Annotated in this window: 14 protein-coding genes; 9 read left to right on the top strand and 5 right to left on the bottom strand. The window is 70.4% G+C overall.

Features of this window, described 5'->3' with window-relative positions; all coding sequences use genetic code 11:
• The first annotated feature begins 190 nt into the window (after positions 1–190).
• From ACGFSB_RS35150 to ACGFSB_RS35140, 3 genes are all read left to right on the top strand, one after another.
• A complete protein-coding gene (locus tag ACGFSB_RS35150) occupies positions 191–844 on the top strand; it encodes a MerR family transcriptional regulator (protein ID WP_393407962.1) in 654 nt (217 codons plus the stop codon).
• 83 nt (positions 845–927) lie between these two features.
• A complete protein-coding gene (locus tag ACGFSB_RS35145) occupies positions 928–1,653 on the top strand; it encodes an LUD domain-containing protein (RefSeq protein WP_393407960.1) in 726 nt (241 codons plus the stop codon).
• A gap of 128 nt (positions 1,654–1,781) precedes the next feature.
• Complete coding sequence (locus ACGFSB_RS35140) at positions 1,782–2,453, top strand: DUF4232 domain-containing protein (protein WP_393407957.1); 672 nt, start codon at positions 1,782–1,784, stop codon at positions 2,451–2,453.
• A gap of 132 nt (positions 2,454–2,585) precedes the next feature.
• Here ACGFSB_RS35140 and ACGFSB_RS35135 read toward each other — a convergent pair whose 3' ends face one another.
• Positions 2,586–2,798 carry an EF-hand domain-containing protein gene (locus tag ACGFSB_RS35135; RefSeq protein WP_393407955.1) on the bottom strand — a complete coding sequence of 71 codons (213 nt, stop codon included), beginning with the start codon at positions 2,796–2,798 and terminating at the stop codon, positions 2,586–2,588.
• Positions 2,799–2,879: 81 nt separating this feature from the next.
• On the opposite strand from ACGFSB_RS35135, the gene ACGFSB_RS35130 reads away from it, so the two are divergent.
• The 6 genes from ACGFSB_RS35130 (at position 2,880) to ACGFSB_RS35105 (ending at position 8,468) form a co-directional block, all read left to right on the top strand.
• Positions 2,880–3,551 (top strand): GNAT family N-acetyltransferase, encoded by a 672-nt coding sequence (locus ACGFSB_RS35130; RefSeq protein WP_393407953.1) that lies wholly within the window; start codon positions 2,880–2,882, stop codon positions 3,549–3,551.
• Between the two features lie 71 nt (positions 3,552–3,622).
• A complete protein-coding gene (locus ACGFSB_RS35125; RefSeq protein ID WP_393407951.1) occupies positions 3,623–4,291 on the top strand; it encodes a winged helix-turn-helix domain-containing protein in 669 nt (222 codons plus the stop codon).
• A complete protein-coding gene (locus ACGFSB_RS35120) occupies positions 4,288–5,592 on the top strand; it encodes a sensor histidine kinase (protein WP_393407948.1) in 1,305 nt (434 codons plus the stop codon). Before ACGFSB_RS35125 ends, ACGFSB_RS35120 begins: the two co-directional genes overlap by 4 nt.
• A gap of 150 nt (positions 5,593–5,742) precedes the next feature.
• Entirely contained in the window at positions 5,743–7,305 is a 1,563-nt protein-coding gene (locus ACGFSB_RS35115; protein WP_393407946.1) for an alpha/beta hydrolase, read from the top strand.
• 20 nt (positions 7,306–7,325) lie between these two features.
• Positions 7,326–7,913 (top strand): hypothetical protein, encoded by a 588-nt coding sequence (locus ACGFSB_RS35110; protein ID WP_393407944.1) that lies wholly within the window; start codon positions 7,326–7,328, stop codon positions 7,911–7,913.
• Positions 7,914–7,988: 75 nt separating this feature from the next.
• Positions 7,989–8,468 carry a hypothetical protein gene (locus ACGFSB_RS35105; RefSeq protein ID WP_393407942.1) on the top strand — a complete coding sequence of 160 codons (480 nt, stop codon included), beginning with the start codon at positions 7,989–7,991 and terminating at the stop codon, positions 8,466–8,468.
• Here ACGFSB_RS35105 and ACGFSB_RS35100 read toward each other — a convergent pair.
• The 4 genes from ACGFSB_RS35100 to gcvT all read right to left on the bottom strand — a co-directional run bounded on the left by ACGFSB_RS35100 (position 8,455) and on the right by gcvT (position 12,951).
• Positions 8,455–9,825 (bottom strand): L-serine ammonia-lyase, encoded by a 1,371-nt coding sequence (locus ACGFSB_RS35100; protein WP_393408061.1) that lies wholly within the window; start codon positions 9,823–9,825, stop codon positions 8,455–8,457. The genes ACGFSB_RS35105 and ACGFSB_RS35100 overlap by 14 nt on opposite strands.
• Before the next feature lie 194 nt (positions 9,826–10,019).
• Positions 10,020–11,279, bottom strand: a complete 1,260-nt coding sequence (gene glyA, locus ACGFSB_RS35095) for a serine hydroxymethyltransferase (protein ID WP_393407940.1) — start codon at positions 11,277–11,279, stop codon at positions 10,020–10,022.
• 38 nt (positions 11,280–11,317) lie between these two features.
• Positions 11,318–11,695 carry a glycine cleavage system protein GcvH gene (gene gcvH / locus ACGFSB_RS35090; RefSeq protein ID WP_393407937.1) on the bottom strand — a complete coding sequence of 126 codons (378 nt, stop codon included), beginning with the start codon at positions 11,693–11,695 and terminating at the stop codon, positions 11,318–11,320.
• Positions 11,696–11,817: 122 nt separating this feature from the next.
• The gene (gene gcvT / locus ACGFSB_RS35085) at positions 11,818–12,951 is read right to left on the bottom strand and encodes a glycine cleavage system aminomethyltransferase GcvT (protein ID WP_393407934.1); all 1,134 of its coding nucleotides are present in this window, start codon (positions 12,949–12,951) and stop codon (positions 11,818–11,820) included.
• Between the last annotated feature and the right edge of the window lie 102 nt (positions 12,952–13,053).

Genomic DNA, 13,053 nt, shown 5'->3' with positions numbered 1-13,053 from the left:
GAGATCCCCCAGATTCCGGAGCAGAGTTTGAATGGACGTTATGGATAGTGGTGCTGACCACTATCCGATAGCGACACTATCTATGATGGGAATCGGGGATGGCAAGGGCGCAGCCGATGGCAGAGTGGCGAGCGGGCGGGGGCGCGAAGAGGGGGAGTGGGCAGGAGATGGGCAGGAGAGTGGGCAGTCCGTGCGTATTGGCGAGTTGAGTCGCAGGACCGGTGTGCCGGTGCCGACGATCAAGTACTACGTCCGTGAAGGGCTGCTGCCGCCGGGCGAGTTGAGCAGCCCCAACCAGGCGCAGTACGACGAGGCGCATGAACGCAGGCTGCGCCTCATTCGCGCCCTCCTGGACGTGGGCGGCCTGAAGGTGGCCGCGATCGCGGAGGTGCTCGGCGCGGTCGACGACCCCGAGCGCCCGCTGCACAAGGTGCTCGGCGCGGCGGCGGACCGCCTTGGCGCGGAGGGGGCTGCCGACGACGACGCGGAGGCGGCGACAGCGCGGACGGCGGTCGAGGACCTGATCACCCGCCGCGGCTGGCAGACCCACGAGTCGAACCCCGCGGCCGCCGACCTCTCACGTGCCCTGGCCGCGATGGACCGGGTCGGCCACGGAGCGTTCACGGAACTGCTCGACGAGTACGCGGACGCCGCCGAGCTGGTCGCCCGCGCCGACCTCGGTTACGTGGACCGGCGGGTGGCGGTCGAGGACCTGGTGGAGAGCGTGGTGATCGGCACGGTGCTGGGGGAGGCGGTGTTCAACGCGATGCGGCGGCTGGCGCATGTGGATGCTTCGGCGCGGTTGTACGGGGTTGAGGGGGCGGGGGGCGACGGGGGCCGATAGGCGGCCCGTACGCCCCGGTCTGCGATCGGTGGTCTGCGGTTGGCGGTCGGTGGTCGGTGGTCGGCGGTCGGGGTGCCGTCGTGGTGAGCCGCCGGGATGGCTACCGGGCCCGGCGCCGGGTGCGCTCCAAGGTGACCGAGGCTGTCATCACCACGGCACTGGTCTCGTTGGTCGTGATCACCTTCGGCGCGCTCCTCATACGCGTCCTCCGGGCAGGGCCGCCCACCCCGGAGCACCGCCGACGAATGGAACCCGCTGTGAATCGACGCCTGGACCAGTCCACCAGCCTGCAAGCCACCACGCTCAGCGGTATCGAGCTGGGCCCACTGTTCACCGATCGTGCCCAGTTCGAGGTGCCTGACCTGGCAACCCGCTTTGCCTACAAGAAGGAAGACATCAACGCCGACGGCCGGTACGACGCCATCAGGCCGAGCATCGCGGCCATCGACCGTGCCACCGGCGCCGACGAGATCCGAAGGCTGGTCGCGGTACCCGACTACGTCGTCAACAGCGTCGCCGCGGTCACCGAGACCGGCTCGCTCGTCCTTGCCTCGGGCAGCGGCAGCCAACTCCCTGCCAACGCGGGCGGCGCCGCCCACGCGGTCTGGATCATCGGCGCGCAGAAGGTGGTGCCCGACTTGAACACAGCGCTGCGCCGCGTCGAGGAGCACGCCCTCCCGCTGGAGAGCGTCCGCTCCCAGGAGGTGTACGGGATGCCAAGCGCCGTCAACCGCCTGCTCATCCTCAACGCGGACCCCCGTCCGGGGCGCGGCACCGTGCTGCTTCTCCGAGAGGCCATCGGGTACTGACCCCGGACCCCGGCCCAGGGTGAATACGCCTGTGACAGAACGAAGACGTCGCTGAGCATGGCCTGTAACTCGGTGCGAGATACAAATACTTCAGACCACACGCACCGCGCTCCTTCTGGGGGAACACCGTGAAGTACACCCGCATCACCGCTCTCGCCGCCATCAGCGTCGCCGCCAGCCTCTCGCTCACCGCCTGTGGCGGCGACGACTCCGGGAAGGACTCGTCCTCCAAGGGCTCCTCGTCCTCGTCTTCTTCGTCCTCGGACGGCGGCTCGAAGCCGGAGGGCGGCTCGGGCTCCGGCGGTTCGGAGGCCGGCAACGCGAAGTCGGGCTCCGGTGAGGACACCAAGACCGACGCCGGCGCCGCGAACGGCGCGACGGATACCAGCGGCAAGGTCACGTTCTGCAAGACGGAGGACCTGGCCATCGACGCCACGGACGCCGCGCCCGACGAGGTCTCCGGCAGGATCGACATCACCATGGTCAACCGGGGTTCGGCCACCTGCTCGGCGACGGGCTTCGCGGGCGTCGACATCAAGGACACCGACAACACATCGAGCCCCATCGAGCGCGGCAAGGCCCAGCCGCGAATCACTACCCTGAAGCCCGGCGACGCCGCTGTCTTCAACCTCGCCTACGACATCGACAACACCGGCGGAAGCCTCGCGCACCCGACCGACATCCAGGTGACGCCCCCGAACGAGACCCACACCGTGGACCTGAAGTGGCCCGCGGGCGCTGGGGACATCAAGGGCGCCTACACAGATGTTCAGGTCTACCCCACGCACACGACCAAGTAGGGGTGGTGCCCGCGGCAAAGCGCTACTCGTCGCGGACGGGCAACCGCCCCAGCGTTTCCCGGAGTTCAGCCTGCGCCACGCGTGGAACGGGCCCGGCACTCTCGCGTGCCGGGCCCCTTCGACGTACTCCCGCTACTTGTTCAGGCTCGCCCAGAACTCGTCGAAGGAGAGACGCTTGTCCTTGTCGGTGTCCTTCGCGCCGATCACGGCCTCGGCCACCGTCTCGGTGACGTAGAAGTCCCCCATCTTCGCCATGGCCGACTTCCACTCGGCCGCCGTGATGAAGCCGTCGCCGTCCGCGTCGAACTGCTCGAACGTCCTGCGTGCTTCCTCGATGTCCGCCACCGGATCCACCCCTTCTTGGTGCGCTACTGACGGGGGCTAGGGTATCGGCCGTCCGGGGACGCGATCACAAGGAGTACGCCCATGGCCAGCACCCCTGCCGCGCTCGGGACGATCCTCGCCGTCGCGGCCCGCGGGCACTTTCCGCGGCCCGACGGCACCACCACCGTCGTGCCCCAGCCGTGCCACCGCGACGCGGGCGTGATCTCCTTCACCGCGCACTCGGTGGTCTTCACGGACGAGGACCCGCAGTGGGTGCACGCCACGCTCGCCTCCCTCGACTGCGATCCGCTGGCCGCGACGATGAACCCCCTCTTCCTCGCCGCCTTCCACGAGCGCACGGGCCGCTCCACGGACACGACCGACCTGATGACCGTGGCCGGTGCCCTGCCCGGCGCTCCCGGACCCGAGCTCGGCCTCCGCGAGATCGACGACCCGGACCACCCGCGGGTGGTCCGCGCCCGCAAGCGCCGGGACGACGTACGGGTGTGGTCCACGGCGGGCGGTACGGCGGGCGGTGGCGTGCTGGTGATCGGCCGCGGGCTCGCCGGGCGCTGGGAAGCGGCGATCGAGGTCGAAGAGGGCGTACGTCATCGGGGGCTCGGCAGGGCGTTGGCCGGGGCCGCCCGGCATCTGGTGCCGGACGGGGACGTGGTGTGGGCGCAGCAGTCGACGGGGAACGCGCGGAGTGTGCGGGCCTTTCAGGCGGCGGGGTATCGGCCGGTGGGGGCGGAGGCGTTGTTCTTCGCGCGGTGACGCGCGGTGAGGGGGGGCGCTCCGCGCTGAGCGTCCGGGCAGCTCCACCCCTGGTGGATAGGGTTGGCCCCGTGCGAGTACTGGTGGTCGAGGACGACGACAATCTGCGGTTCGGCGTGGCCGCCGCGCTGCGCGCCGCCGGTCTCGCCGTCGACGAGACCGCGGACCTGCCGCAGGCCGACGAGGCGCTCTTCGTCAACACGTACGACTGCGCCGTCTTCGACCGGATGCTGCCCTCCGGGGACGCCGCCACCTATGTGGAGGAGCTGCGCCGCACCGGCCGGGCCGTCCCCGTCCTCTTCCTCACCGCGCGCGACACCGTCTCCGACCGCGTCGAGGGCTTCGCGCGCGGGGGCGACGACTACCTGGTCAAGCCGTTCGCCGTGCCGGAGCTCGTCGCCAGGGTGCGCAGTCTGTGCCGTAGATCGGGAGTCGTCAGGCCGCCCGTCCACCAGGTCGCCGACGTCGAGATCGACACCGCGCGGCGGCAGGTGCGCAGGGCCGGTCTGCTGCTCACGCTCACCAGCAGGGAGTTCGCCGTCCTCGAAGCGCTCGCGGCCCGTGCCGACCAGGCCGTGCCCCGCGCCGAACTCATCGAGAGCTGCTGGGACGAGATGACCGAGCCGCAGTCCAACGTCCTGGAGGTGCTCGTCTCCCAGCTGCGCCGCAAGCTCGGGGACCCGCCGCTGATCCGTACCGTGCGCGGGGTCGGCTACCGGCTGGCCCCCGGAGACTCATGAGGCCGCGGTCGGCACCGCTCACTCCGACCGCGCGCGTACGCAGGCTGCGTCGGCGCATCACCGCGCTGTTCGCCCTGACCAGTGCCGTGGGTCTGATCGGCATGGCGGTGTTCGCCGTCCAGAGCGACGACCGGCGGTGGCGCCAGCAGCTCGACCAGTCGATGAGCCAGGACACCAGCTGGGCGATCGGCCTCCTCGTGACGGACGAGGACGGCCGCCTCGACGCGCGTGAGCTGACCGAGACGATGGGCACGGGCTGCCCGCCCCTGACGGTCCTTTCGGTGCCGCAGGACAGGAACGCCGACCTCCACGTCGACCACGCGCCGCGCCGCCCCTGCCTGACGGTCGGCCCCGCCGTCGTACGGGAGGCGGGGGAGGCCGCGATCCACGCCGAGGACACGACGGCGGCCGACCGCGACACGACGGACGGCCACCCGGTCCGGCTGCTCGCCGACCCCTTCTACGCCCCCGACGCGGTGGAGGGCGAGGGCCCGCAGGGCGCCATCGTCACGATGGCGGAGACGTCCGACCAGCGGGCCGCCCACCGCCGCCTGACGTGGCTGGTGGCCGGGGCGTGCGCCGTCCTGATCTGCCTGTCGGCGGCGGTCGGCCACCTGCTCTCCGGCCGCGCGATCCGCCCCGCGCTCGCGGCCCTGAGCCAGCAGGAGGCGTTCCTCGCCGACGCCGCGCACGACCTGCGGACACCGGCCGCCTCGCTGCGCACGCTCGCCGAGACCGCGCTGCGCGGCGAGACGGACAGTACGGATGTGCTGCGGCGTACGTTGCGTCTCGCGGACGGGATGGGCGGACTCGTCGACGGGCTGCTGACCCGGGCCAGGCTGATGTCCGGCGTCGAGACCCTCGCTCGGGAGCCGCTGCGGCTCGACCAGCTGGTGGAGGGGGTCGTCGACGACACCCCGGCGGCGGGCCACCGGGTGACGGTGGAGACCGAGGACACCGTGGTGGTGGCCGACCCCGATCTGGTCCGCCGGGCGGTGGCGAATCTGCTGGGCAACGCGCTGGCCCACGGGCACGCCCCCGGGGAGCCCGCCGACGTCCGCGTCACGGTCACCCTCGACGGCACGGTGACGATCGACGACGCGGGGCCAGGTCTGCCGCCCGAGGTGGCGGGAGCCCTCTTCGAGCGCTTTCGCAGCGGGGCGGGGGCGCCGGGGTCGACGGGGCTCGGTCTCTCCATCGCGGCCTGGGTGGCCCATGCGCATGGGGGCAGCCTGACCGGGCTCTCGGGGGAGCGGGGCGGGGCTCGGTTCGTGCTGAGGCTGCCGACGGGAGCGGGCTGACGGGGGCCCGTTCGGCGGGCTGACGGGGGCCGTTCGGAAGCCGCCCGGAAGCCGCCCGGAAGCCGTCCAGGGCCGTCTTGGGGAGGCTCCTCATCAAATCCTCAGCATGGTCCCGGCACGCTGGCCCGAATCGATCTCGGGAGCGAACCGTTGAACCGCGCAGTCCGCCGCCACCCTCTCCTTCTTGCCCTCCCACTCACCGTGGCCGTCCTCGGAGCCACCTCGCTCGTCGGTTGTACCGCCGTGGCCGGACCGGGACCGGAGCAGGACCCGGCGCTGAAGTCCTTCTACGGGCAGACGCTGAAGTGGAAGGACTGCGGCGACCTCGAGTGCGCCAGGCTGACCGTCCCCCGGGACTACTCCCACCCCGAGAACGGCAAGACCTTCGTCCTGCCGGTGGCCAAGGCTGCCACCGCCGATCCGGACCGGCGGATCGGGTCGCTCGTCTACAACCCGGGCGGTCCGGGGGCCGGTGGCGTGGACGACCTGAAGTCGGACAACGGCGAGGCCTTCGGTACCAAGGCACGCGCCCGCTTCGACATCGTCTCCTTCGATCCGCGAGGCGTGGGAGGCAGCAAGCCCGCCGTGAAGTGCGCGGAGGAGGACGGGGAGGGCGAGGCGGAGCCTCTCTACCCGCGGACCGCGCGCGACCGCGCCCACGCGCTCGCGGGGGCCCGTGCCACCGCCGCGGCCTGCGTGAAGGGCAGCGGCGGCATCCTGCGGCAGGTCGGCACCGAGGACGCGGCCCGCGACATGGACGTACTGCGTGCGGCCCTCGGCGATCGGAAACTGACCTACCTCGGCTGGTCGTACGGAACGAGCCTCGGCACCTCGTACGCCGAACTCTTCCCGCACCGCGTCCGCGCACTGGTCCTGGACGGCGCCGTCGACCCGTCCCTCGGCTGGAGGGAACGCGCCATGAGCCAGGCCGTGGGCTTCCGCCGGGCCGTCGACGACTACGCCGATTACTGCGCGGACGTCGCGGGCGACAGCTGCCCCGGCCGCACGCCCGACGAGATAGCCGACCTGATCGACGGTCTGTACGAGCAGACCGCCGACGAACCGCTGCCGGTCGACGGCGACGAGTACGGCGTCGACGCGCGGATGGTGCTCGATGTCGTCACCACCGCGATGTACGGGCCGGAGGACGACTGGGAGGGCCTGTCCCATGCGCTGAGTGACGCGGCCGATGGCGACGGCACCAAACTGGCGGACCTCGCGTCGGCCACCGAGCCCACCGAGCCCACCGACGAACCGGCCCCCGATTCCCGCCGCAAGGCACGTGGTGACTCCGCCGCCCCCGACAACAGCGATACGGCCATCGTCGCCGTCAGCTGCCTCGACACCCCCCACCCCCGCACCGCCCAGCCGTACTGGAACGCCCTGGGCCGCGCCGACAAGGCCGCCGGCGTCTACGGCACGTCGAGCGTGACCGACGAACTCACCTGCGAGGACTGGCCCGCAGGCACCCAGCGCCCGCACAAGGTCCGCGCCGAGGGCGTGCCCCCGGTCCTGGTGGTGGGCACCACCGGCGACCCGGCGACCCCGTACGAGGAGGCCGAGAGCCTGGCGGACCAGTTCCCCGGCGGAATGCTCCTGACGTACGAGGGCCTTGGCCACACCGCGTACGGCCGCAGCAACGCCTGCGTCACGGACGCCGTCGACGCCTACCTCACCGCCCTGAAGCCGGTCCGTTCCGGCGCCACGTGCTAGCGGCGGAGCCGGTGCCCTCCATGCCACGAAGACTCAAGATTCCCGCAGCCGCCGCGGCGCTGCTGCTGATCCTCCTCACCGCGTGCGGCGGTGGAAGAGGAGGCGAACACCGTACCGAGGCCTGCCTGACCGGCACCCTGACGTACGACCACCGCGACGCGGAAGCGGGCCCGAGCAAGCCCCTGGTCACCGCGCCCGCCCGCAACGCCAACTGGGAACTGTGGGGCAAGGCCTCCACCAACTCCAAGCCCCACAAGCTCAGTTCGGGAATCACGGACAGCGGAACCGGCAGGTTCCATGCCTGCTACGGGGCGAAGTCCGGCACTCTGCCCGAGGCCCACATGAGGTTCCGCTCCAGCAGTACGGAGAGCTGGCGGGTCATCAGGAACCGCACCCAGAACACGGAGTACACCTTCGACTCCGCCGCACGCACCGACATATCCGCCAACCAGAACCTCGGCACGGTGAAGGTGCCCGCGGCCATGAGCAACGCCTGGCACGTGGTGGACACCCTCAACCTCCTCTACTGGAAGCGCGACAACCCCGCATCGGACTGCTGGACCCGGCATCAAGTCACGGGAAAATGCGACGAGTTGACCTTCGTCTAGAGCCGGGACGCGGACCCCGACGACGCCGGATACTTCGACCTCGACAGGACCAACTACGTCATCGCGGCCGGTGACATGACCGACTCCGAGCACTTCGTGCTCCATGAGGCGGGCCACTGGTTCCAATGGCAGCTCTACAAGCGCCACCTCCCCGAGGCGACCCACTGCGCCCCGCACTACGTCGAGCGGCGCAGCTCCACCACCTGCGCCTGGACCGAGGGCTTCGCCGACGCGACAGCCGCGTACGTCCTGGGCGACCGCCGCTACGTCGACGAGTCGGGCGCCGCGACCAGCCTGGAGAACGACGCCACCACCCCGGAGTGGGACCCGGGCGACGAGGTCCAGGGCCGCGTCGGCAGCTCCCTGCTCGACCTCTGGGCGAAGGACGGCCCCGACGGCGGCGACTGGAAGCGCACCTTGCGCCTCATGGCGACCGAACCCAGCGACGACTTCCGTGAGTACTTCACCGTCGACCGTCCCAAGGCGTCTCCGCCCCTGACCACGACGGGAGCGGCGGCCGACATCCTCACCGGCCACACCATCAGCACTCGATGATGTTCACCGCAAGCCCGCCCCGCGCCGTCTCCTTGTACTTCACGCTCATGTCGGCCCCGGTCTCCTTCATGGTCTTGATGACCTTGTCGAGGGACACCTTGTGGCTGCCGTCGCCGCGCATCGCCATCTTCGCCGCGGTCACGGCCTTCACCGCCGCCATGCCGTTGCGCTCGATGCACGGGATCTGGACGAGGCCGCCGACCGGGTCGCAGGTCAGGCCGAGGTTGTGTTCCATGCCGATCTCGGCCGCGTTCTCGACCTGCTCGGGGCTGCCGCCGAGCACCTCGGCGAAGGCGCCCGCCGCCATCGAGCAGGCGGAGCCGACCTCGCCCTGGCAGCCGACCTCGGCGCCGGAGATCGAGGCGTTCTCCTTGAACAACATGCCGATCGCGCCTGCCGCGAGGAGGAAGCGGACGACGCCGTCCTCGTCGGCACCGGGCACGAAGTTCATGTAGTAGTGCAGGACCGCGGGGATGATGCCCGCGGCGCCGTTCGTCGGGGCGGTGACGACCCGGCCGCCCGCCGCGTTCTCCTCGTTGACCGCCATCGCGTACAGCGTGATCCACTCCATGGCGCGGGCCTGCGGATCGCCCTCGGCGCGCAGCTGGCGTGCCGAGTTGGCCGCGCGGCGGCGGACCTTGAGGCCGCCGGGCAGGATGCCCTCGCGGGACATGCCGCGGGACACGCATGCCTGCATCACGCGCCAGATGTCGAGCAGGCCCTCGCGGATCTCCGCCTCGGTGCGCCACGCCTTCTCGTTCTCCAGCATCAGCGCGGAGATGGAGAGGCCGGTCTCGGCGGCGAGGCGCAGCAGCTCGTCGCCGGTGCGGAAGGGGTGCTTGAGGGCGGTGTCCTCCGGCACGATCGGGTTCTCGCCCGCGACCGCGTCTTCGTCGACCACGAAGCCGCCGCCCACGGAGTAGTACGTCTTCTCCATGACGAGGGCGCCCTCATGGTCGTACGCGAAGATCGTCATGCCGTTGGCGTGGTACGGCAGGGCCTTGCGGCGGTGCAGGACCAGGTCCTCGGCGAAGTCGAAGTCGATCTCGTGCATACCGAGGAGGTTGATGCGGCCGCCCGACTTGATCTCCTCGACGCGGTCGTCCGCCGACTCCACGTCCACCGTGCGCGGCGACTCGCCCTCCAGGCCGAGAAGCACCGCCTTCGGGGTGCCGTGGCCGTGGCCCGTCGCGCCGAGGGAGCCGTAGAGCTCGGCCCGTATGGCGGTGGTGTGGGCCATCAGGCCCTCGTTCTTGAGGCGGCTCGCGAAGATGCGGGCGGCGCGCATGGGACCGACCGTGTGGGAGCTGGACGGGCCGATGCCGATCGAGAACAGGTCGAAGACCGAGAGGGCCACGAGAAACTCCAAAGGTGGTTGGTAGACGCCGTTGTCTGCCGGGGTGGTGCAGAGAACTACGAAAAGAGCGATGAAAGAACTACGAAAAGATCTAGGAAAAGCGGGGTATGAACCGGGGCACCGCACTCACTGTCTGCACTGTCCAGTGTGCGCGGTGCCCCGAAGGTTTGTACGAAGGAAAGCGTACGAAAGTGCTACAGGTTGGGGTACAGCGGGTGCTTGTCCGCCAAGGCCGAGACCCGGGCCTTCAGGGACTCCGCGTCGAAGCCCGGCTTCAGCGCCTCGGCGATGATGTCGGCGACCTCACGGAAGTCGTCGTCCTGGAAGCCACGGGTCGCCAGCGCGGGCGTACCGATCCGCAGGCCCGAGGTCACCATCGGGGGACGCGGGTCGTTCGGGATCGCGTTGCGGTTGACCGTGATGCCGACCTCGTGGAGGCGGTCCTCGGCCTGCTGGCCGTCGAGCTCGGAGTTGCGCAGGTCCACCAGGACCAGGTGCACGTCCGTGCCGCCGGACAGGACGTCGACGCCGACGGCCTTCGCGTCGTCCTGCACCAGGCGCTCGGCCAGGATGCGGGCGCCGTCCAGGGTGCGCTGCTGGCGCTCCTTGAAGTCGTCCGTCGCCGCTACCTTGAAGGAGACGGCCTTCGCCGCGATCACGTGCTCCAGCGGGCCGCCCTGGAAGCCGGGGAAGACCGCGGAGTTCAGCTTCTTCGCGAACTCCTTGCTGCGGGCCAGGATGATGCCGCCGCGCGGGCCGCCGAGCGTCTTGTGCGTGGTGGAGGTGACCACGTCCGCGTACGGCACCGGGTTCGGGTGGAGACCCGCGGCGACGAGACCGGCGAAGTGCGCCATGTCGACCCACAGGTACGCGCCGACCTCGTCGGCGATCCGGCGGAACTCCGCGAAGTCCAGCTGGCGCGGGTAGGCGGACCAGCCCGCGATGATCACCTTCGGGCTGTTCTCCTTGGCCAGGCGCTCGACCTCGGCCATGTCGACAAGACCGGCCTCGTCGACGTGGTACGCGACCACGTTGAACTGCTTGCCGGAGAAGTTCAGGCGCATCCCGTGGGTGAGGTGGCCGCCGTGCGCCAGGTCCAGGCCGAGGATCGTGTCGCCGGGCTTGGCGATCGCGAAGAGGGCGGCCTGGTTGGCGGAGGCGCCGGAGTGCGGCTGGACGTTGGCGTACTCGGCGCCGAACAGGTCCTTGACCCGGTCGATGGCGATCTGCTCGGTGACGTCGACGTGCTCACAGCCGCCGTAGTAGCGGCGGCCGGGGTAGCCCTCGGCGTACTTGTTGGTGAGGACCGTGCCCTGGGCCTCCATGACGGCGACCGGAGCGAAGTTCTCCGAGGCGATCATTTCCAGGGTGGACTGCTGACGGTGGAGCTCGGCGTCGACGGCGGCGGCGACGTCCGGGTCCAGCTCGTGGAGAGGGGTGTTGAGAAGCGACATCAGGTGGTCCCTAAGGGTCTTTAGTTGCCGGAAGGCTCTTAGTTGCCTGCGAGCTCGGTGTATTCGGCCGCGGAGAGCAGGTCCTTCGGCTCCTCCGAGATCCGTACCTTGAACAGCCAGCCGCCCTCGAAGGGGGCGGAGTTCACCAGCGACGGGTCGTCCGCGACGTCCTGGTTCGCCTCGGTGACCTCACCGGTCACGGGGGAGTACAGGTCGCTGACGGACTTCGTCGACTCGAGCTCGCCGCAGGTCTCGCCCGCGGTCACGGTCTCGCCGACCTCAGGGAGCTGGGCGTAGACGACGTCACCGAGCGCGTTGGCCGCGAACTCCGTGATGCCGATCGTCGCCACACCGTCCTCGGTGGCCGAGAGCCACTCGTGCTCCTTGCTGTAACGCAGCTGCTGGGGGTTGCTCATGACCTGAATTCTCCTGTACGCGGGTGGGTGCTGCGGAACGGGAAAGATGTGCGTGGGGTCACTTCCGGGGTACCACGGGGGCGGAAGCGTCACCAGCGGGAGTCGCTACAGCGCTAGAAGTGTCACTTCTGGCGCTTGTAGAACGGCAGAGCCACGACCTCGTACGGCTCGTGCGTGCCGCGGATGTCGACGCCGACGCCCTCGGTGCCGGGGGGCGCGTGCTCCACGTCGACGTATGCGATCGCGATCGGCTTGCCGAGCGTCGGGGACGGGGCGCCGGATGTGACCTCGCCGATGACCTTGCCGTCGGCGACCACGGAGAAGCCCGCGCGCGGGACGCGGCGGCCTTCGGCGATCAGGCCCACCAGCTTGCGCGGGGGAGCGGTCTCGGCGCGCTCGGCGGCGGCCGCGAGCGCCGCGCGCCCCACGAAGGTGTCGGACTGCGAGGTCTTCTCGAACTTCACGACCCGGCCGAGACCCGCGTCGAACGGCGTCAGCTCCGCGGTCAGCTCGTGCCCGTACAGCGGCATACCCGCCTCGAGACGGAGCGTGTCGCGGCAGGAGAGCCCGGCGGGGACGAGGCCGACGGACTCGCCGGCCTCCATGAGCGCGTTCCAGAGCTTCTCGGCGTCGCCGGGCGCGACGAAGAGCTCGAAGCCGTCCTCGCCGGTGTAGCCGGTGCGGGCGATCAGCGCGGACACGCCCGCGACAGTGCCGGGCAGGCCCGCGTAGTACTTCAGGCCGTCCAGGTCCGCGTCCGTGACCGACTTCAGGATGCCGGGGGACTCGGGACCCTGGACGGCGAGCAGCGCGTACGCGTCGCGGTCGTCGCGGACCTCCACGTCGAAGCCGTCGGCGCGGGCGGTGAGCGCGTCGAGGACGACCTGCGCGTTCGAGGCGTTGGCGACGACCATGTATTCGGGGGCTTCGGGCTCGCCGAGCCGGTAGACGATCAGGTCGTCCAGGATCCCGCCGTCCTCGGCACAGATCATCGTGTAGCGGGCGCGGCCGACACCGACGGAGCCGATGTTGCCGACCAGCGAGAAGTTCAGGAAGTCCACGGCCGCCGGGCCGCTGACCGTGATCTCGCCCATGTGGGAGAGGTCGAAGAGACCGGCCTTGGTGCGGACGGCGATGTGCTCGTCGCGCTCGCTGGCGTAGCGGAGCGGCATGTCCCAGCCCGCGAAGTCGGTCATGGTCGCGCCGAGCGATCGATGCACGGCATCGAGAGCTGTCAGACGGGGGGCGGTACTCATATGTGGAACTCCCAGGGCATGACGGGCGAGGTCGATCCTCCCCATCTGTCATCGGAACCTGAGAGGTTCATCACGACCCGTCTGTATCAGTACGTCTGTATC

This window comes from Streptomyces sp. NPDC048441 (assembly GCF_043200235.1).
Classification (GTDB): domain Bacteria; phylum Actinomycetota; class Actinomycetes; order Streptomycetales; family Streptomycetaceae; genus Streptomyces.
This window is presented reverse-complemented; position numbering and strand designations above follow the sequence as displayed.